The sequence below is a fragment of the Actinomycetospora sp. 2LY8.5 genome (assembly GCF_057180585.1).
In genome coordinates, this window is record NZ_JBXUHE010000045.1 from 1 (window position 1) to 18,478 (window position 18,478).

Annotated in this window: 17 protein-coding genes; all 17 read right to left on the reverse strand. The window is 74.8% G+C overall.

Features of this window, described 5'->3' with window-relative positions; genetic code table 11:
• Positions 1 to 127: 127 nt before the first annotated feature.
• Entirely contained in the window at positions 128 to 970 is an 843-nt protein-coding gene (gene dapA, locus AC2A1K_RS30365; protein WP_483900082.1) for a 4-hydroxy-tetrahydrodipicolinate synthase, read from the reverse strand.
• Between the two features lie 44 nt (positions 971 to 1,014).
• On the reverse strand, positions 1,015 to 1,395 hold the full coding sequence (locus AC2A1K_RS30370; protein WP_483900083.1) for a cupin domain-containing protein: 381 nt from the start codon (positions 1,393 to 1,395) through the stop codon (positions 1,015 to 1,017).
• 22 nt (positions 1,396 to 1,417) lie between these two features.
• Complete coding sequence (locus AC2A1K_RS30375) at positions 1,418 to 2,398, reverse strand: malate dehydrogenase (RefSeq protein ID WP_483900084.1); 981 nt, start codon at positions 2,396 to 2,398, stop codon at positions 1,418 to 1,420.
• Positions 2,399 to 2,493: 95 nt separating this feature from the next.
• On the reverse strand, positions 2,494 to 3,774 hold the full coding sequence (locus AC2A1K_RS30380) for an NAD(P)/FAD-dependent oxidoreductase (RefSeq protein WP_483900085.1): 1,281 nt from the start codon (positions 3,772 to 3,774) through the stop codon (positions 2,494 to 2,496).
• A gap of 190 nt (positions 3,775 to 3,964) precedes the next feature.
• Complete coding sequence (locus AC2A1K_RS30385) at positions 3,965 to 4,609, reverse strand: hypothetical protein (RefSeq protein WP_483900086.1); 645 nt, start codon at positions 4,607 to 4,609, stop codon at positions 3,965 to 3,967.
• A 74-nt stretch (positions 4,610 to 4,683) separates the two neighbouring features.
• Positions 4,684 to 5,619, reverse strand: a complete 936-nt coding sequence (locus AC2A1K_RS30390) for an RluA family pseudouridine synthase (RefSeq protein WP_483900087.1) — start codon at positions 5,617 to 5,619, stop codon at positions 4,684 to 4,686.
• The gene (gene lspA / locus AC2A1K_RS30395; RefSeq protein ID WP_483900088.1) at positions 5,616 to 6,191 is read right to left on the reverse strand and encodes a signal peptidase II; all 576 of its coding nucleotides are present in this window, start codon (positions 6,189 to 6,191) and stop codon (positions 5,616 to 5,618) included. The genes AC2A1K_RS30390 and lspA overlap by 4 nt, the downstream gene beginning before the upstream one ends.
• Entirely contained in the window at positions 6,188 to 7,753 is a 1,566-nt protein-coding gene (locus AC2A1K_RS30400) for a potassium/proton antiporter (RefSeq protein ID WP_483900089.1), read from the reverse strand. The genes lspA and AC2A1K_RS30400 overlap by 4 nt, the downstream gene beginning before the upstream one ends.
• A gap of 87 nt (positions 7,754 to 7,840) precedes the next feature.
• Positions 7,841 to 9,325: a hypothetical protein gene (locus tag AC2A1K_RS30405; RefSeq protein ID WP_483900090.1), complete on the reverse strand. Its 1,485-nt coding sequence runs from the start codon at positions 9,323 to 9,325 to the stop codon at positions 7,841 to 7,843.
• Positions 9,326 to 9,393: 68 nt separating this feature from the next.
• Positions 9,394 to 10,329, reverse strand: coding sequence for a DivIVA-like cell division protein Wag31 (gene wag31, locus AC2A1K_RS30410; RefSeq protein ID WP_483900091.1), 936 nt, complete (start codon positions 10,327 to 10,329; stop codon positions 9,394 to 9,396).
• A gap of 526 nt (positions 10,330 to 10,855) precedes the next feature.
• Positions 10,856 to 11,704, reverse strand: coding sequence for a cell division protein SepF (locus AC2A1K_RS30415; protein ID WP_483900092.1), 849 nt, complete (start codon positions 11,702 to 11,704; stop codon positions 10,856 to 10,858).
• An 84-nt stretch (positions 11,705 to 11,788) separates the two neighbouring features.
• Positions 11,789 to 12,505, reverse strand: coding sequence for a YggS family pyridoxal phosphate-dependent enzyme (locus AC2A1K_RS30420; protein ID WP_483900093.1), 717 nt, complete (start codon positions 12,503 to 12,505; stop codon positions 11,789 to 11,791).
• Entirely contained in the window at positions 12,502 to 13,194 is a 693-nt protein-coding gene (pgeF, locus tag AC2A1K_RS30425) for a peptidoglycan editing factor PgeF (RefSeq protein ID WP_483900126.1), read from the reverse strand. The genes AC2A1K_RS30420 and pgeF overlap by 4 nt, the downstream gene beginning before the upstream one ends.
• A gap of 85 nt (positions 13,195 to 13,279) precedes the next feature.
• Positions 13,280 to 14,683, reverse strand: a complete 1,404-nt coding sequence (ftsZ, locus tag AC2A1K_RS30430; protein ID WP_483900094.1) for a cell division protein FtsZ — start codon at positions 14,681 to 14,683, stop codon at positions 13,280 to 13,282.
• A 297-nt stretch (positions 14,684 to 14,980) separates the two neighbouring features.
• Positions 14,981 to 15,859: a cell division protein FtsQ/DivIB gene (locus tag AC2A1K_RS30435; protein ID WP_483900095.1), complete on the reverse strand. Its 879-nt coding sequence runs from the start codon at positions 15,857 to 15,859 to the stop codon at positions 14,981 to 14,983.
• 10 nt (positions 15,860 to 15,869) lie between these two features.
• Entirely contained in the window at positions 15,870 to 17,351 is a 1,482-nt protein-coding gene (murC, locus tag AC2A1K_RS30440) for a UDP-N-acetylmuramate--L-alanine ligase (RefSeq protein WP_483900096.1), read from the reverse strand.
• Positions 17,348 to 18,475 (reverse strand): undecaprenyldiphospho-muramoylpentapeptide beta-N-acetylglucosaminyltransferase, encoded by a 1,128-nt coding sequence (gene murG / locus AC2A1K_RS30445; protein WP_483900097.1) that lies wholly within the window; start codon positions 18,473 to 18,475, stop codon positions 17,348 to 17,350. Before murG ends, murC begins: the two co-directional genes overlap by 4 nt.
• Between the last annotated feature and the right edge of the window lie 3 nt (positions 18,476 to 18,478).

Below are 18,478 nucleotides of genomic sequence, written 5' to 3' on the forward strand. Positions count from 1 at the left end.
ACAGCTCCCGAGCGAACACCTCCGCGGGCCGTGCCATCGCCCACCACCTCCGGCGACAGCCTCCCGACTCACAAGATCCTGATCAAGCCCAGGGATACGACGCCGACGTTGCTTGATGCAGCACTAGCTAGAGCAGCCCGACGCCGCGCAGGGCGGACGCGACGACCTCGCGCTCGTGCTCGTCGGCCTCGAGGAGCGGGAGGCGCAGGCCCCCGACGCCCCGGCCCACGAGGTCGAGGGCGGCCTTGATCGGGATCGGGTTGGTGGTGACCCCGAGCGCGTCGAACACCGGCTTGAGCGACGCCTCGATCTCGGCGCGCTGGTCGGGCTCGTCGACCATGCGGCGCATCTCGTTCCCGACGACGTGGCTCGCGACGAGGATGCCGCCGCAGCCGCCCATCTCGAGGACCGAGCCGAACAGGTCGTCGTTGCCCGCGTAGATCCCGAGGCCGTCGACCGGCGCCAGGTTGGCGTTGTTGGCCTGCTTGACGTAGTCGATCCGCTCGATCTGCGCGAGCTCGGCGAGGAGCTCGTTGGGCAGGTCGACCACGCAGCGCGAGGGGATGTTGTAGAGCACGACGGGCCTGTCGGTGGCCCGCGCGATCGCGCCGAAATGGGCGAGCATCCCGCGCCGGTTCGGCTTGTTGTAGTACGGCGTCACCGACAGGATCGCGTCGGCGCCCAGCTCGGTGGCCCGCCGGGTCATCTCGCATGCGTGGCGGGTGTCGTTCGACCCGGTCGAGGCGACGACGGTCTTCCCGGCCGGCCGGTGCTCGACGGCCAGCTCGACGAGACGCAGGTGCTCCTCGGTGGAGAGCGTGGACGCCTCGCCGGTGGTCCCGCACACCACGAGCCCGTCGGAGCCGTTCGCGTACAGGTGGCCCATGAGGTCGACGAAGGTCTTCTCGTCCACCGCGCCGTCGGGGGTGAACGGGGTCACGATGGCGGTGAGGACGGCTCCGAGACTCATGGCCTCAGGTTGCCCCACGGGCCCGGGCGGGGTCCATGCGGGTCTCACGCCGGGTCCGGCCCGTCCACGTTGATCGTGGGCGGGCCGTCGCCGGCACGCCCGATGACCGCCGTCGAGCGGTCCCCGGTGGGGTTCGACTCGCGGTGCACGGTGTGCGGCGGGACGCGCAGGAAGTCGCCCGGCCCGGCCTCGACGACGTCCTCGCCGCCGGGCCCGAACTCCAGCCGCATGGCACCGCGCACCACGTAGAGACTCGTCTCGTGCTCGCCGTGGTGGTGCCAGCCCGAGGCGGCGCCGGGCTCGGTGTGCACGAGCCCGGCCCACAACGAGTCCGACGAGAACGCCACCTCGCGCCGCATGCCGGGGGTCGGGTCGCCCTCGGCGAGCTCGTCGCCGCGGAAGACCTCGACAGGTTCGCTGCTCACGGGGTCAGGATGTCAGAGGGTCTCAGACCAGGCCCAGCTTCTGGACCGCGTCGCGCTCCTCGACCAGCTCGTTCACCGACGCGTCGATGCGCTCGCGCGAGAAGTCGCTGATCTCCAGACCCTGGACGATCTCGAACTTCCCGTTCGACGCCGTCACCGGGAACGAGGAGACCAGGCCTTCCGGTACGCCGTAGGAGCCGTCGGAGACGATGGCCGCCGAGGTCCAGTCGTTCGGCGTAGTGCCGTTGACCCAGGTGTACACGTGGTCGATGGCCGCCGCGGCCGCTGACGCCGCCGACGACGCGCCGCGCGCCTCGATGATCTCCGCGCCGCGCTTGGCGACGCGCGGGATGAACTCGTCGGTGAGCCAGCTCCGGTCGACCTGGTCGCCGATCGGCCTGCCGTCGACCTCGGCGTAGGTGACGTCGGGGTACTGGGTGGCCGAGTGGTTGCCCCAGATCGTCAGCTTGGAGACCGAGCCGACGCGCACGCCGAACTTGGCGGCGAGCTGGCCGACGGCGCGGTTGTGGTCGAGGCGGGTCATCGCGGTGAAGCGGTCGGCCGGCACGTCGGAATTGGACCGCGCGATGAGGGCGTTGGTGTTGGCCGGGTTGCCGACGACGAGCACCTTGACGTCGTCCGCGGCACCGTTCAGCGCCTGGCCCTGGGGCTTGAAGATGCCGCCGTTGGCCTCGAGCAGGTCGCCGCGCTCCATTCCCTTGGTGCGAGGCCGGGCGCCGACGAGCAGGCCGACGTTGGTGCCCTCGAACGCCTTGGTGGCGTCGTCGTAGACGTCGATGCCGTCGAGCAGCGGGAACGCACCGTCGGTGAGTTCCAGCGCCGTGCCCTCCGCGGCCTTCACGGCCTGCGGGATCTCCAGCAGCTTCAGCCGGACCGGCACGCCCTCCCCCAGCAGGTCGCCGGCCGCGATGCGGAAGAGCAGCGCGTAGCCGATCTGTCCGGCGGCTCCGGTGACGGTGACGTTGACGGGGGTGGGCGCCATGCCTGTGCTCCTGCTTTCTCTCGGTTCAGGGGTCGATCGCGGCTCTGCGGTCCGGCAGCCTCGCACGCCGGGTCGCGGCGCGCGCAACTGGAGCCTCAGTCGTCGCCGACGACCATGACCCCGCGGCGCTGCGCGAGGTACCGGAACGCCAGCCCCAGCGAGACCATGATCCGGTTGCGGTTGCCGAGCAGCGCGAAGACGTGCACGAACATCCACACGAGCCAGGCGAGCACGCCCACGAGCTTGGGCCCGTGCGCGATGTCCGCGACCGCCGAGAGGCGGCCGATGGTCGCCATCGTGCCTCTGTCCTTGTAGTGGAACCGTTCGGTCGGCTCCCCGGCGACGAGGCGAACGAGGGTGCGGCCCGCGTGCCGGCCGGTCTGCAGCGCGGGCTGCGCGAGCTGCGGCAGCGCGTCGTCCTCGATGACCCCGATGTCGCCCGCGGCGAGGATCTCCGGGTGGTCCGGGACCCGCAGGTCGCCGCCGACGACGATGCGGCCGCCCTTGCCCTGCCGCAGGCCCCAGCTCTTCACCCGCTCGTGCGCGGCGACGCCCGTGGCCCAGATCGTCATCTGGGCGTCGAGCTCCGTGCCGTCGGCGAGGAGCACCGAGTCGGGCCGGACCTCCTTGACCGCGGACTCCAGGCGCAGCTCGACGCCGCGGGCGCGCAGCTGCTCGGCGGCGTACTCGCGCAGCCGGGGCGCGAAGGGCGGCAGGACCCGGTCGGTCATCTCGACGAGCACGACGTGGACCTCGTTCGGGTCCAGCTCCGGGTAGCGGCTGGGCAGCACCGAGTTCCGCAGCTCGGCGAGCGTGCCCGCCATCTCGACGCCGGTGGCGCCCGCGCCGACCACGACGACCGACGCGCCGCGGGCCTCGCCGGTGGCGGCGATGTGGTCGAGGTAGCCGGTCATGCGGTCCCGCACGGCCAGGGCCTCGGCGCGCGTGTAGATCGGGAACGCGTTCTCGGCCGCGCCCGGGACGCCGAAGTAGTTGGTGGTGACGCCGTGGGCGATGACCAGGTAGTCGTAGTGCAGGTCGGGGCCGACGTCGAGCGAGACCGTGCGGGTCCCGGGGTCGACCGTGGTGACCTCGCCCTTGCGGAAGTGCGCCCCCGTGCGGGCGGCGAACCCGCGGGCGCCGTAGGTGATGTCGCCGGGGTTCAGCGCGCCCGTCGCCACCTGGTAGAGCAGCGGTTGGAACGTGCTGTAGCTGTGCCGGTCGACGAGGGTGACCCGGACCGGGGCCTTGCGCAGGGCGCGCACGGCGGAGAGGCCGGCGAAACCGGCGCCGAGCACGACGACGTGCGGCCGCGGGTCGGCGTCCGTGATCGACGTGCCCGTGGGCTCGTCGCGGGACGACGGATCGGCGGTCATGGTGCCCGCACTCCTCTCGCGTTGACCATCGGTGCTGGCCGTGACGATTCAGGGCCGACCCGACGGGCGGTTCCTCACCGCTCTACCCGCCATGGTCCTCCGTCACGCCGGGCCCCGGGAGCCGACCCCGGTTCGTCCCCTGTCGGCTCCGTCACCGGCTCGACACGCCATCGCTATCACGGCGGCGGGATCACGGCGGCGGGACCGGCCCGTCATCGGGCACGGGCCCGACGGTGTCGGTCTGCTCGGGCAGCAGCGGCGAGACCGCGAGCGCGCCGATCCGGGCCCCGGCCGGCGCCACCTCCACCGCGCGCACCCCCGGCCGCGCGGCGAGCGCAGGCGCCAGCGCGGGATCGGTCTCCACGACCACCGCGAGCGTGCACGGGCAGCCGGCCGCGAGACGCGCCGACTCGGTCGCGGCGATCTCGGCGGAACGACCGGTCGAGGTGCGGGCCTGCTCACCCGCCCGGTTGGCGGCCTGCGCCTCCGCCAGCCGCAGCGCGGCGACCGGGTCGGCCGTGCCCAGGGTGACCTGGCGCAGCGCGGTCTGCACCCGCGGCAGCGGCACGCGGAACACCGCCTCCCGGGCGCTCGCACCGCTCACGAGGGCGGCGGCCCCGGCGACGTCGTGCTCCGCGGCGAAGGTCACCAGCGCCGGGCGCGGGCCGGACGGTGCGGGCGGGACGGCGCGCGTGCGCTCCAGGTAACCGGCGACCGACTCGCCCGGCGCCGGGCCGAGACGCGTCGCGTCGGTGCTGCCGGGGATCGCGCCCGAGGGCCCCGACGAGCCGGACCCGGCCACCCACGCCGTCACCAGCGCGACGACGAGGACCACGGCGAGGGCGATCGCGACGGTCGGCCAGCGCAGGGGCCCGTCGTCGTCCTCGTCCGAGTCGTCCTCGGGGGTGCTCAGCTCGCCGCCCGAAGCGTCTCGAGCGCCTGGGCGAGGTCACGGGGCGGCTCGCTGACGAACTCCACCCAGCGGCCGTCGGCGGGGTGGTGGAAGCCCAGGCGGTGGGCGTGCAGCCACTGCCGCGCGAGCCCGAGTGTCCGCGCCAGCGTCGGGTCGGCGCCGTAGGTGATGTCGCCGACGCAGGGATGGCGGACCGCCGAGAAGTGCACGCGGATCTGGTGGGTCCGCCCCGTCTCGAGCTCGACCTCGAGCAGCGACGCGGCCCGGAACGCCTCGAGCGTGCGGTAGTGGGTGACGCTGGGCCGCCCGTCGGTGACCACCGCGAACTTCCAGTCCTGCTTGGGGTGCCGGTCGATGGGCGCGTCGATGGTGCCCTCGCTCGGGTCGGGGTGGCCCTGCACGACCGCGAGGTAGACCTTCGACACCGTGCGGTCGCGGAACGCCTGTTTGAGCACGGAGTAGGCGCGCTCGGACTTCGCGACCACCATCACCCCGGTCGTGCCGGCGTCGAGGCGGTGCACCACGCCCTGGCGCTCGGCGGCGCCGCTGGTGGCGATGCGGATGCCCAGTGCCGCGAGCCCGGCGACGACCGTGGGGCCCGACCAGCCGGGGCTGGGGTGAACGGCGACGCCGATGGGCTTGTCGACGACGACGATCTCCGCGTCCTCGTGCAGCACGACCAGGCCCTCGACGGCCTCGGCGGTGACGACGCCGCCCGTCCCGGCGTCGGCGGGCTCCGGCAGCTCGACCTCCAGCCAGGCGCCCGCGACGAGCCGGTCCGACTTGCCCGCCGTCGACCCGTCGACGCGCACCGCGCCCCCGGCGGCGAGGTCGGCGACGGCGCTGCGCGACATGCCGAGCATCCGCGCGAGGCCAGCGTCGAGGCGCATCCCGTCGAGCCCGTCGGGCACGGGCAGCGTGCGCAGGCTCATGCGGCCGCCTCGTCGTCCGGATCCTTCGAGTCTTCCGGGTCCTTCGAGCCCGCGCGGGTGCCGTCGAGGTCCCGACCGAGCAGGGCCAGCACCACCAGCAGCACGCCGCCGACGGTGATCGCCGAGTCGGCCACGTTGAACACCGGGAACCAGCCGACCGACACGAAGTCGACGACGTGGCCCTGCAGCGGGCCCGGGCCGCGGAAGAACCGGTCGATCAGGTTGCCGAGCGCCCCGCCGAGCACGAGGCCCAGCGCGAGCGCCCAACCCTTCGAGCGCAGCCGGCGGGCGAAGCGAGCGATCCCGATCACCACGGCGACCGCGATCAGGGTCAGCACCCAGGTCATGCCCGTGGCGAAGGAGAACGCCGCCCCCGGATTGCGGATGAGCGTGAACGACACCAGGTCGCCGATCAGGGGTACCCGCTCGCCGTCGGCCAGCCACGACACCATGACGACCTTGGTGAGGAGGTCGAGGAGCACGATCGTCACCGCGATCGCCGCCAGCATCCCGATGCGCTTGGGCGGCCGGTCCGCCTCGGGCGGGCTGTCGGCGGGAGGTGCGCTGCTCACCGTCCCATCGTCCCAGGACCCGTCCCGTCCCTCGGCGGGGTGCCACGCTCGGTGCTCCGGGCCTCGCCCGGCCGCAGCGACGGCGTGCCACCGGTGTCGCCGCGCCACCGCGCCAGGCGCCCGGAACGGTCGACCGACCGCAGCCGCTCCTCGGCGGCGTCGCGCGCGGTCTCGGTGGTGACGACGAGCAGCTGGTCGCCCTCCTGGATCCGGCTCTCGCCCTGCGGCGTGAAGCTCGTGCCGTCGCGCACGACGAGGCTCAGCCCGGAGCCCTCGGGCAGGCGCAGCTCGCGGACGTAGACGCCGTGCATCCGCGAGCCGACCGGGACGGTCATCTGCAGGAGATCGGCGCGCAGCGTGTCCAGGGGTGCGGCGTCGACCTCGATCTCCTCGACCCGCGAGTCCCCCGCGAGACCGAGCCTGCGCGCCACGAACGGCAGCGTCGTGCCCTGCAGGAGCACCAGCACCACCACGAGCACGAACACGGCGTCGACGAGATCCCGCGCACCGGGCAGCCCCTCGGTGAGCGGGACGAGCGCGAGCACGATCGGGACGGCACCGCGCAGCCCCGCCCAGGACAGGAAGATCTGCTCGCGCCAGGGCACCCGGAACCCGATCGCGGCCACGGCCACCGACAGCGGGCGGGCGGCGAAGAGCAGCACGGCCCCGGCGATCAGCGCGGGCACGACGGCACCGGAGAGGCGGTCGGGGGAGACGTAGAGCCCGAGGAGCACGAACAGCCCGATCTGGGCGAGCCAGCCGAGCCCCTCCGCGAACGAACGGGAACCCTCGCGGTGGGGCAGCGTGGAGTTGCCGAGCACCAGCGCGGCGACGTAGGTCGCGAGCAGCCCGGACGCGTGCAGCAGCTGCGCCGAGGCGAAGGCCAGGATGCAGACCGCGAGCGTGGCCAGCGGGTACAACCCGGTCGCGGGCAGGGCCGCGCGCCGCAGCCCGAGCGCGCCGACGCGCCCGAGAGCGGCCCCGAGCAGGCCACCGACGAGGAGCTCGTAGACGACGAGCAGCGGGTCGAGCCAGCTCAGCGAGGTCGCCGACGAGAGGATCACGACGGCGAGGAAGACCGGGGCGTCGTTGAGCCCGGACTCGAGCTCGAGCGAGCCGACCAGCCGCCCGCTCAGCCCGAGGTTGCGCAGCACGCTGAACACCGCGGCGGCGTCGGTGGAGGACAGCACGGCACCCCAGAGGAACGCGACGCGCGGGTCGAGACCGAGGAGCGACCAGAGCGCGACGCCGGTGACGCCGATGCTCACCGCCACCGCGACCGTCGAGAGCGCGATCCCGAGGCCGAGCGCGGGACGGACGGTGTTCCAGCGGGTGGACAGGCCGCCGTCGGCGAGGATGAGGACCAGGGCCGCCACCCCGAGCGCCTGGGTGAGGGCGGCGTCGTCGAAGCGGATGCCGAGCCCCGACTCCCCGAGTGCCACCCCGATCCCGAGGTAGATCAGCAGCGAGGGCAGGCCGACGCGGGTGGACACCCGCACGGCGAGGACGGAGACGAGCACGACGGCCGCGCCGATCCCGAGCAGGAGGGGCAGCTGGTCCATGCGTCGTCACCCCTCCCCGGTGGAAGGGACGACCCTAGCGAGCGGCGATGCCCGGAACCGTCCGGAAGCTCCGGTCGGTGAGCCGGTTCACCGCCTGCTGTCGGCGCTCTGCGCCCCGGTGAGCGCCGCGACCGGTGTGCACCAGGAGCAGCCCGTGAACCCGAGTTCGACCGCCTCGCCCACGGGCAGCGGGATGACCTCGCGGCCGTAGAGGTAGCTGCAGCGCCCGAGATGGAACAGCGGCTCCTCGTCGATCACGAGGACCTCGTCGTCGAGGCCCGCCACCGCCTGGCGGGTGGCGTCGTCGACGGCCTCCTCCTCCGGCTGCGCGGCGGGGGGCGGAGGCGGCGGGGCGGAGGGGGCACCGGGAGGCGGAGCGCCCGGAGGCCGGCCGGCGAAGCTCTGACCGGGCGGCGGTCCGGCGGGGACCTGACCGGCGGGGGGTGCGCCCGGCGGCTGCTGTCCGGGCTGCTGTCCGGGCGGCTGTCCGCCCGCCCCGTGCGGTGGGCGGCCCGGGGCGCCGTTGGCCGCCGCGTCGCCGGGACCCTGCTGCGCAGGGGCCCCGTGACGCGCCCGGGAGATGTCGTTCATGTCGATGCGGGTGGTCGCCGCGTCGTCACCGCTCTCGCCGTCGGGGCGTCCGGAGGGCGGAGCACCCGCGGCCGCCGCGGCGGGGGTACCCGGCGCGGCGGAAGCACCCGGCGCGGCGGGAGCACCACCGCCGAGGCGGGCCTCCGCCGGGGTCCCCGGCATCGGCAGCATCCCGAGGATGCGCGAGCCCTGGGGCGCGCCGGGCACGCGGGAGGGTTGCGAATCAGGGCGGGCCGTGGTGGTCGCCCACCGGGAGCTCGCCGAGGACCCGGGGGGACCGGCCGGCCCGGACGACCCGGCCGGCCCGGACGAACCCGCGGCCGGAGGCTGCTGCGGCCCGGACGGGCGGGAGGCGGCGGCCGCACCCGCCGCGAGCCCCGCGGCTCCGAGCGCCGCCGCGCCACCGGCAGCGGCTCCGCGCGGGCGGTCACCGTTCCGCTCGTCCGCACCGGCCGGTGCGTCGTCGCCCGGGTCGTCGGGCCCGTGCGGCCCGTCGGGAGCGCCACCCGACGAGGTACCGGCGGCACCCGCGGCACTCGCCGCTCCCGGACCCTGCGGACCGGACCCCGGCGCCCCCGGGCCCTGTCCGGCGGGGGGGCCCTGCGGCCCGGCATGCGCAGGTCCCTGGGGTCCGGGCCCGCCCGGCGCTCCCGGAGGCGGCGGGGATCCTGCGGTGACCGACGTCGGCGCCGCCTCCGGGGAGCCCTGTCCCGGGTCGGAGGAGTGCACGCCCGGGGCGAACCCGGAGGACGACGATGGCGACGCGATCGGTCCCGAGGACCCGGTCGCCGCCGGAGCGGCGGCCTGGCTGCGGCTCTCGCGCTCACGCCGGCGTCGACGGACGACGTCGGCGACGAGGAGCGCGGCGGCCAGCACGCTGGCCACCACCGAGCCCCAGGCCCACGAGGCCACCGAGGTGACCACCGCGACGACCAGGAGCCCGAAGGCGATCAGCACGCAGAGCAGGACGAGGAGCAGCACGGTCGGGACCCCCACATAGGGCCACGAGCCCGCTCCGCGTCAGGCGGGAGCGGGCCGCGCGGCGTCCGTCAGCTGCCGGCTTCGGCGCGGGAGCCGTAGCCGCTGGTCGCGTACCCGCCGGTGCCGTTGCGGCCGTTGTCCGGCGCCGCCGAGCCCCGACCGTCCAGGTCGCGGAGCTGCGACTCGAGGTAGGTCTTCAGCCGTGTCCGGTACTCGCGCTCGAAGGTGCGCAGCTCGTCGATCTTCTTCTCGAGCCCGCCCTTCTGCTGCTCGATGAGGCTGATCGTCTCGTTGTGCTTGCGCTGCGCGTCGCGCTCGAGGGTCGAGGCCTTGTCGCGCGCTTGGCGCTCGAGCGTCTCGGCGCGGGTCCGCGCGTCGTTCAGCATCGTCTCGGCGCGGGTGCGCGCCTCGTTGACCATGCTGTCCGACTTGGTGCGCGCCTCGGAGAGGAGCTGCTCGGACTTGGTGCGCGCGTCGGCGAGCATCCCGTCCGCCTCGGACTTGGCCTCCGCGGTGAGACGGTCGGCCATCTCCTGGGCCAGCCCGAGGACCTTGGCGGCCTGCACGTGGTGGTCGCCACCGTTCGCGCCGCCCTGGCTCTGCTCGGACATCCCGAACGGCGGCGGCACGACGGCCTGCTGCGTCTGGGCGGGCATCGGGGGCTGCTGAGGCGGCATCGGCTGCTGCACGGTGCGTGGCGCGTCCTCGACGGGACGGCTCGGCGGCGGGGCCGAGACCTGCGTCTGCGGGCCCGAGTTGGCGCCCGCGCTCTGCGCCGCGCCGGCCTTGCTGCGGGCGTCGTCGAGGTCGGCGTGCGCCGACGAGAGCTGCTGCTCGAGCTGCTCCACCTGCTCGCGGAGGTCGTTGTTCTCCTCCAGCAGCCGGCCCAGCTCGGCCTCGACGAGGTCGAGGAAGGCGTCGACCTCGTCCTCGTTGTAGCCCCTCTTCCCGATCGGCGGCTTGCTGAACGCGACGTTGTGAACGTCGGCGGGGGTCAGCGGCATCGGATCTCCTCAAGCACTCCTCGGCTGCGGAACCCCAGGTACCTCGGGCTCTTCGAGCTCCGCCACCCGCAGAGTATGACCTCTGCGAGCGACAGAACCATAATGGACGGGTCCAGTGACGCGCTGCCCTCGCCGCCCGATTGGTGACGCAGCGCCACGAACGGCCGTGAGGAAACCCACAGACCTACCGATTTCCGAGCCGAACGGCGATCCGCCGGTCGGGTCGTGACGCTTCGTGAACCTCTACGTGCGGTGACAGGAGCGGATCGCGAGCCCGCCGGGCTCCGGGTAGCCGGGGCGACACGCTCGGCGCACGGGACAGGCCATCCGGCGCGCCGCGCCCGACGTCGCCCGTTCGGCCGCGCAGCGAACCCTCTGGACCGGCGGCGATCGAGCGCAGGAACCCGCGTGGCCTCCATCGCTCACGGACCCGTCGATGTGACCCGGATTCATCGAGAAGACGCAGAACGTAGCGGATGACCCGAGAACGAAGGACGGCGGGTTCGCTCGTCGGCCGGAGCGTAGGTCAGGACGTCGACGCGTAGTTGGTCTCGGCGAGCTTCCGGCGCTCCGTCGCGGAGACCTCGACGTTCGGCGGTGAGAGCAGGAACACGCGGTTGGTGACCTTCTCGATCGACCCGCGCAGCGCGAAGGCCAGACCGGCGGCGAAGTCGACGAGGCGCTTGGCCGCGACGTCGTCCATCTCCGTGAGGTTCATGATCACCGGGATGCCGTCGCGGTAGCGCTCGCCGATCACCCGGGCCTCGTTGTAGCTCTTCGGCTGCAGCGAGGTGATCTCGGCGGGCGAGCTCGGCGGGTCGGCGTCCGAGGCGCCGGCGCTCTTCCCCGACGTCGTCGCGGCGGACGAGGTCGGGGAGCCGGACGCGGAGGTGGACGACGCGGACGACAGCGACGGCGGGGTGCGCGGCGTGGTCGGGCGTACCGAGGTGTGGCCCGCCCCGCCGCCGGCGGCCCAGCTGCGGTTGCGGCCGGCGCGGGCGAGCGCGTCGGTCGCGTCGTCGTCGCGGCGGATCTCGGTGACCTCCGGGTCGCGCGGACGCGGCGTCCGGCGCTCGCGGGAGTCCTCGTACCGGTCGTAGCGGTCGTACCGCGACTCGCGGGCATCCCGGGCGTCCCGGACGTCCTCCGTGCGGCCGCGGCCGTAGTAGCCGCCGTCGTAGGAGTCGCGAGCGTCGTATCGGTCGTCGTAGCGCTCGTCGTACCGGTCCGCGCCGTAGCGGTGCCGGTCGCCGGAGTGCCGCTCGGCCGAGAGCCGATCGCGGTCGTACCGGTCGTCGCCGTAGCCGTCGTAGTCGTCCAGCTCGTCGGCCGGGACCATCCCGAAGTACGCCTTCACCCGGTGCAGAGTGGTCATGGCCGTCTCCCCTGTCCGACGGAGACCCCGCGCGCCACACGCGGTGAGTCACATCCGTGTCGTTCACTCACACGGAACGCTAGCTCACCGTCGGCCGAGCAACGCCGTTCCGACACGCACGCACGTGGACCCGTACGAGACCGCCGCCTCGAGATCCCCCGACATCCCCGCCGACAGCGTCGTGGCGCCCGGGTGCGACGCGCGTACCCGCTCGGCCAGCTCCCACACCGTGGCGAAGGCCTCCTCCGGTGCGACGTCCTGCGGAGCGACGGTCATGACGCCACCGAGGCGCAGGTGGGTGCAGCCGGCGACGCGGTCGGCAAGGACGGGCACCTCGTCGACGGTCGCGCCGCCCCGGGCGGGGTCCGCGTCGACGCTCACCTGGACGAGCACCTCGAGCGGATCGGTCCGCTCCCCCGCGTCGATCGCCTTGGCCACGGCGGCCTCGAGGGCGTCGACGAGCCGCGCCGAGTCGACCGAGTCGACGGCGTGGGCCCACCGCACGAGGCTGCGCGTCTTGTTCCGCTGCAGGCGCCCGACGACGTGCCAGCGCGGTGTGGCGTCCGGGCGCAGCTCGGCGAGCTCGGCAGCCTTGGCCGCCCCCTCCTGCTCCTTGTTCTCCCCGAAGGCCACGAGCCCGAGGTCGGTGAGCAGCGCGACGTCCGCGGCGGGCCAGGTCTTGGTGACCGCGAGCAGGCCGACCTCGGCGGGGTCGCGGTCCGCCGCACGGGCGGCGTCCGCCACGCGCTCGCGCAGGGCGGTCAGGGCGTCGGCGAGCTGGGCACGACGGTCGTCCGTCACGGCCGCGGGTACTCCCACCATGTCACCGCCGCGAGCCGCCCCGTGGGCTGGGCGCGCCGGTGGCTGAAGAGCTGGTCGTCCTCGAAGGTGCAGCGGGCGTCGACGTCGACGCGGGTGATCCCGAGGTCGGCGAGGCGGCGGCGCAGGCCGGCGCGCAGGTCGAGCGACGGCGTCCCGATGCGCGTGGTGGCCGCGCTGCCGGGCAGGGCCGCCTCGACCTCGTCGCGCATGGCCGCGGGCACCTCGTAGTCCTCGCCGCAGATCGCCGGGCCGAGGAGCACCTCGACCCTCTCGATCTCCGCACCGAGCCCGGCCATCGCCTCCAGCGTGCGCTCGAGGACCCCGTCGGCAGCCCCGCGGCGCCCGGCGTGCGCGGCCGCGACCACCCCGGCGCCCGGGTCGGCGATCAGCACCGGCACGCAGTCGGCGACGACGACGGCCAGGGCCAGGCGCGGGCGGTCGGTGACGAGCGCATCGGCCGTCGGCGTCTCCCCGCCGGGCGCGCTGACCACCGCGACGTCGGTGCCGTGGACCTGGTTCATCCACGCCACGCGCTCCGGCCCCAGCCCGATGCCCTCACCGAGACGGCGCCGGTTGGCGGCCACGGCGTACGGATCGTCCCCGACGTGGTCGCCGAGGTTGAACCGGTCGTACGGCGGCGCGGACCGCCCGCCGGCGCGGGTGGTCAGGACCCGCCGGACCCGGACCGACGGGCCGGACCCACCGGCGTCGGCGTCGTGCGCGGTCGCGGAACCAGAGCCGGCAGCCACGCCCTCAGCTTCTCATGAACGACGGGACGTCCACGTCGTCCTCGTCGGCGGCACGAGCGGTCGACCGCTCGGTGGTCGGGGCGGTGCCCGACGCCGCGGAGGTGCCCGACGCGGCAGCGCCCGTCGAGGTCTCCGGAGGCTTCGACGCCGCCGCCTCGCCCGCGGGGTCGCTCGGGGCGGGACCGCCCGAACCGGCGCCGTTGGTAGCGCCGGTGGCCGTGGCCGCCGTCGTGCTGCCGGTCGTGCTGCCGGTCGTGGAGCCGGCCGGCCGGTCGAGCGCGCCGCGGTCGACGGCCGGGGCGGCCGGCACCGTCGGGGCCGAGGAGGGGGACGGGTTCCCCGCGGTGACGGGGGGCGCGCCCTGGCCGCTGTTCAGTTGCCCGGCCTGCGCGGACGCGGTGGCGGTCGAGGACCCCGAGGCCGACGCGAGCGCCTGCGGCTCGAGCTTCTTGTGGGTCGGCGAGCCGGAGTCGAAGCCAGCGGCGATCACGGTGACCCGGACCTCGTCGCCGAGCGAGTCGTCGATGACCGTCCCGAAGATGATGTTCGCCTCGGGGTGCGCGGCCTCCTGCACGAGCGAGGCGGCCTCGTTGATCTCGAAGAGACCGAGGTCCGACCCGCCGGCGATGGAGAGCAGCACGCCGTAGGCGCCGTCCATGCTCGCCTCGAGCAGCGGCGAGTTGATCGCCTTGCCCGCGGCCTCCACCGAGCGGCTCTCCCCCCGCGCGGCACCGATGCCCATCAACGCGCTGCCCGCCCCGGACATGACGCTCTTGACGTCGGCGAAGTCGAGGTTGATCAGACCCGGCGTGGTGATGAGGTCGGTGATGCCCTGGACACCGGAGAGGAGCACCTCGTCCGCGCTGCGGAAGGCGTCCATGAGCGAGAGGCCCACGTCGCCGAGCTGCAGGAGGCGGTCGTTGGGGATCACGATGAGCGTGTCGCACTCGTTGCGCAGCTCGGTGATGCCGTTCTCGGCCTGGGTGGCGCGGCGCTTGCCCTCGAAGTTGAAGGGCCGGGTGACGACGCCGATCGTGAGCGCGCCGAGCTTGCGCGCGATGCTCGCGACCACCGGCGCGCCGCCCGTGCCCGTGCCGCCGCCCTCGCCCGCGGTCACGAAGACCATGTCGGCCCCCTTGAGGACCTCCTCGATCTCCTCGCGGTGGTCCTCGGCGGCGCGGCGGCCCACGTCGGGTGCCGCGCCCGCGCCGAGCCCGCGCGTGAGCTCGCGGCCGACGTCGAGCTTGACGTCGGCGTCGGACATCAGCAGCGCCTGCGCGTCGGTGTTCACCGCGATGAACTCGACGCCCTTGAGGCCGACCTCGATCATGCGGTTGACGGCGTTGACGCCGCCACCACCGATGCCGACCACCTTGATCACGGCCAGGTAGTTGTGCGGGGGCGTCATGGATCCGCCTTTCGAGCTGGGTCTAGGCGACGCTGGTCGTCCGGGTCCGGCGTGTCGCAACCCTCGACCTCGAGTGGAGGTTTACGGTGAGGGCTTCTCCGCGACACGCGCACGGTAGGCAGGCCCCACGCCGCATTTCCACGAGGCGCGCCGGGCGTGTCCCGACCTCGCGTCACCCGCTCGCCGGGCGGTCGTCGCGGCCCGCGAACCCTCGACCAGCACTCGACGCTTCGGGGGCGCGGGCGCGTCCGGGGGGTTACCGACCGAAGGGCCCCTTCGGTCAGAAGCCGAGACGCGTCAGCGGACGACGGCGAGGTCCGGGGTCGACACGTCGTAGACCGAGCCCGGGCGGGTGAGCAGCGCGCCCAGCACCTGCGCCTTGCGCTCGTTGTCGGCGGCGGCGCCCCAGCGGACCTCGCGGTCGCCGGTGAGCACGAACGCGACCTCGTAGGGGCCGTTGGCGCGCACCTCGACGAGATCGGCGCGCAGGGTCGCCGGGAGGGCGACGACGACGTCGGCGGCCGCGCGCGTGCCGGGCTCGTCGGGCGACGGGAGCATCCCGGGCGGCAGCCTCAGCGCCGGCACGCCCGCCGGGCGCGCGGGCATCGTGCGGTAGCCGAACCCGGTGGCGTCGACGAGCACGACCCCGCCGGACGGGGCGGGCGCGGCCAGCACCGGCTCCCGCTCGGTGACGGTGACGACGAGGGTGCCGGGCCAGTCACGCGACACGTCGACCGTCGCGACACGGGGCAGTGCGCGCACGCTCTCGGCGACGTCGTCGGTGTCGAGCCACAGCAGCGAGGTGCCGGGCTCGACGGCCGCGGCGGCGCGCACGGGATCGACCTGGTCGGGGGCGGCCCCGACGACCTGCACCTCGCGCAGGTCGAGCACCGGCGACCAGACCGTCAGGTACACGACCGCCGCCACGAGCAGGAACCCCACGGCGAGGCCGACCCAGAGCCCGCGGCGCCGCCGGGCGGGCCCGGAGACCGGCGGGCGGGGACGGCGCGCGCGTCCGGGTGAGCCGGCCGCCGCGCCCTCGGGACGCGCGCCGGCGCCGCCGTGCCGGCGGTCGCGCGCACCGTTCTCGCGCTGCTCGGGGCGACCCGCCCGTCCCGGCCGGTTCCCGCGGCCGGTGCGAGCGGGTCGTCCGGTGGGGCGGGCCGGGCCGGTCATGGTGGACCGGTCACCGTGTCTCGGCCTGCGCCTCGCGGCGCTCGAGCTCGGAGAGCACTTCGGGGCCGAGGACGGTGATGTCGCCGGCGCCCATCGTCACGACGAGGTCGCCCGGGCGCGCGAGGTCGGCGAGCAGCGCCGGTACCTGGCCCCACGAGGGCTCGTAGTGCACGTTCTCGTCGGGCAGCGTGAGCTGGCGGGCGATCAGCTCGCCGTTCACGCCGGGCTCGGGCTGCTCGCGCGCGCCGTAGACGTCGAGCACCACGACCTCGTCGGCGAGCGACAGCGCGGCGCCGAACTCGGCGGCGAAGTCCCGGGTGCGCGAGTAGAGGTGCGGCTGGAACGCCACGACCAGGCGGCCGTGCTCGCCGAGCACCGGGCGGGCGGCGCGCAACTGGGCGGCGACCTTGGTGGGTGCGTGGGCGTAGTCGTCGTACACCCGCACGCCGGCCGCGGTGCCGCGGTACTCGAAGCGGCGGCGCACCCCGTCGAATCCGGCGAGCCCGCCGAGCAGGCCGTCGATCGGCGCGCCGAGGTCGAGCCCGGCGAGCAGGGCGGCGCAGGCGTTGAGGGCCTGGTGCTCCCCCGGCACGCCGAGGCGCAGCTCGTGGGACTGCCCGGCGAGCGCCAGGCGCAGGATCCCCGCCGAGCCCTCGGCGCGGTAGTCGAGCACCGCGACGTCGTCGGGACCCGTGGCGGCGCGCCCGTAGCGGCGCACGCGGATCCCGGACTCCGCGGCGCGGTCGCCGAGCGTCGCGGCCCCGGCGTCGTCCGCGCAGACCACGAGCGCGCCCCCCGACTCGATCCGGGCCGCGAAGGCGTCGAACACCGCCATGTAGGCCTCGGCGGTGCCGTGGTGGTCGAGGTGGTCGGGCTCGACATTGGTCACGATCGCGACGGCCGGCGAGTACGCGAGGAACGAGCCGTCGCTCTCGTCGGCCTCCGCGACGAAGACGTCGCCCAGGCCGTGGTGGGCGCTCGAGCCCGACGCGAGCAGGTCGCCGCCGATCATGAACGACGGGTCCTCGCCGCATGCCTGCAGCGCCACCACGAGCATCGAGGTCGTCGAGGTCTTGCCCGCGCTGCCCGAGACGCAGGCGGCCCGGTGGTCGGCCATCAGTTCGGCCAGCACCGCGGACCGGTGCAGCACCGGGATGCCGCGTGCGGCGGCCTCGACGAGCTCGGGGTTGTCCGGGTCGGCCTGGTGCACGGCCTTCGTCGTGACGAGGCACGTCGGGCCGCCGGGCAGCAGGTCGAGGTTGTGCGCGTCGTGGCCGACGGTGACCTCGGCGCCGAGCGTGCGCAGCGCGAGCACCGCGCGGGAGTCCTTGGCGTCGGAGCCCGACACCATGGCGCCGCGCGCCAGCAGGATGCGCGCGATGCCGCTCATGGCGGCGCCGCCTGCGCCGATGAAGTGGACGCGGGAGAGCAGCCTGGGCAGGGGCGGCACGCCGGACTCGGTCACCTGTTCTGCCTGGTCCGTCGGGCTCATGGCTGCGTCCTCCCCGTCGCGCTCGCGCCGACGTGACCCGCCACGTCCAGCACTGTCCGGGCCAGTGTCTCGTCCGCCCCCGCGTGGCCCGAACGCCGGGCCGCCTCCGCGGTCGCGGCGAGCCGGGCGGGGTCGGAGACCAGGCCGGTGACGATCTCCGCGACCTTCTCCCCGGTGAGCTCCGCGTCGGGCACGATCACGCCGCCACCGGCCTCGACGACGGGCGTCGCGTTGAGCTCCTGCTCGCCGTTGCCGTGCGGCAGGGGCACGTAGATCGCCGGCAGCCCGACCGTCGACACCTCGGCGACGGTCATCGCGCCGGACCGGCACAGGGCGACGTCGGCGGCGGCGTAGGCGAGGTCCATGCGCTCGAGGTAGGGCACGGGCACGTAGGGCGGGTGGGACGACGACACGGCCTCGACGGTCGGCGCGTTCGTCGGACCGTGGGCGTGCAGCACCGAGACCCCGGCGGCGGTGAGCGCGGGAACCGCGGCCGAGACCGCCTCGTTGAGCGAGCGCGCGCCCTGCGAGCCGCCGAAGACCAGCAGCACCGGGGCCTGCGGGTCGAGCCCGAAGTGCTCGCGGGCCTGGGCGCGCAGGCCGGCGCGGTCGAGGTCGGTGATCGCCCGACGCAGCGGGATGCCGATGACCCGCGCCCCGGCGAGCCCGCTGCCCGGCACGGCGGCGAGGACCTCGCGCGCGAAGCGGGCGCCGACCTTATTCGCGATCCCCGCGCGCGCGTTGGCCTCGTGCACCACGATCGGCAGGCGCATCGAGGCGGCCGCCAGGTAGGCGGGCAGCGCCACGTAGCCGCCGAAGCCGACGACGACGTCGGCGCCGGCCTCGCGCAGCACCGCGCGGGTCCGGTGCACCGAGCGGACCACGCGGTAGGGCAGGCGGGCGAGGTCCGCGTTCGGCTTACGGGGCAGCGGCACCGGCGGGATCAGCGCGAGCGGGTAGCCGCGCGCCGGGATCAGGCGGGTGTCGAGACCCTTCTCCGTACCCAGGGCCGTGATGCGCGCGTCCGGGCGCAGCCGGCGGACCGCGTCGGCGGTGGCGAGGGCGGGCTCGACGTGCCCGGCGCTGCCGCCGCCGGCCACGACCACGGAGAGCGGGATGTCCATGCC

Bases quoted from the DNA above. Each gene is read 5' to 3' on its own strand.
- wag31 (WP_483900091.1), bottom strand. From the start codon at position 10,329: ATGCCGCTGACCCCCGCCGACGTTCACAACGTCGCGTTCAGCAAGCCG.
- murC (WP_483900096.1), bottom strand. From the start codon at position 17,351: ATGAGCCCGACGGACCAGGCAGAACAGGTGACCGAGTCCGGCGTGCCG.
- AC2A1K_RS30400 (WP_483900089.1), bottom strand. From the start codon at position 7,753: ATGGACCAGCTGCCCCTCCTGCTCGGGATCGGCGCGGCCGTCGTGCTC.
- dapA (WP_483900082.1), bottom strand. From the start codon at position 970: ATGAGTCTCGGAGCCGTCCTCACCGCCATCGTGACCCCGTTCACCCCC.
- AC2A1K_RS30375 (WP_483900084.1), bottom strand. From the start codon at position 2,398: ATGGCGCCCACCCCCGTCAACGTCACCGTCACCGGAGCCGCCGGACAG.
- ftsZ (WP_483900094.1), bottom strand. From the start codon at position 14,683: ATGACGCCCCCGCACAACTACCTGGCCGTGATCAAGGTGGTCGGCATC.
- AC2A1K_RS30415 (WP_483900092.1), bottom strand. From the start codon at position 11,704: ATGACCACTCTGCACCGGGTGAAGGCGTACTTCGGGATGGTCCCGGCC.
- murG (WP_483900097.1), bottom strand. From the start codon at position 18,475: ATGGACATCCCGCTCTCCGTGGTCGTGGCCGGCGGCGGCAGCGCCGGG.
- AC2A1K_RS30380 (WP_483900085.1), bottom strand. From the start codon at position 3,774: ATGACCGCCGATCCGTCGTCCCGCGACGAGCCCACGGGCACGTCGATC.
- AC2A1K_RS30435 (WP_483900095.1), bottom strand. From the start codon at position 15,859: ATGACCGGCCCGGCCCGCCCCACCGGACGACCCGCTCGCACCGGCCGC.
- AC2A1K_RS30390 (WP_483900087.1), bottom strand. From the start codon at position 5,619: ATGAGCCTGCGCACGCTGCCCGTGCCCGACGGGCTCGACGGGATGCGC.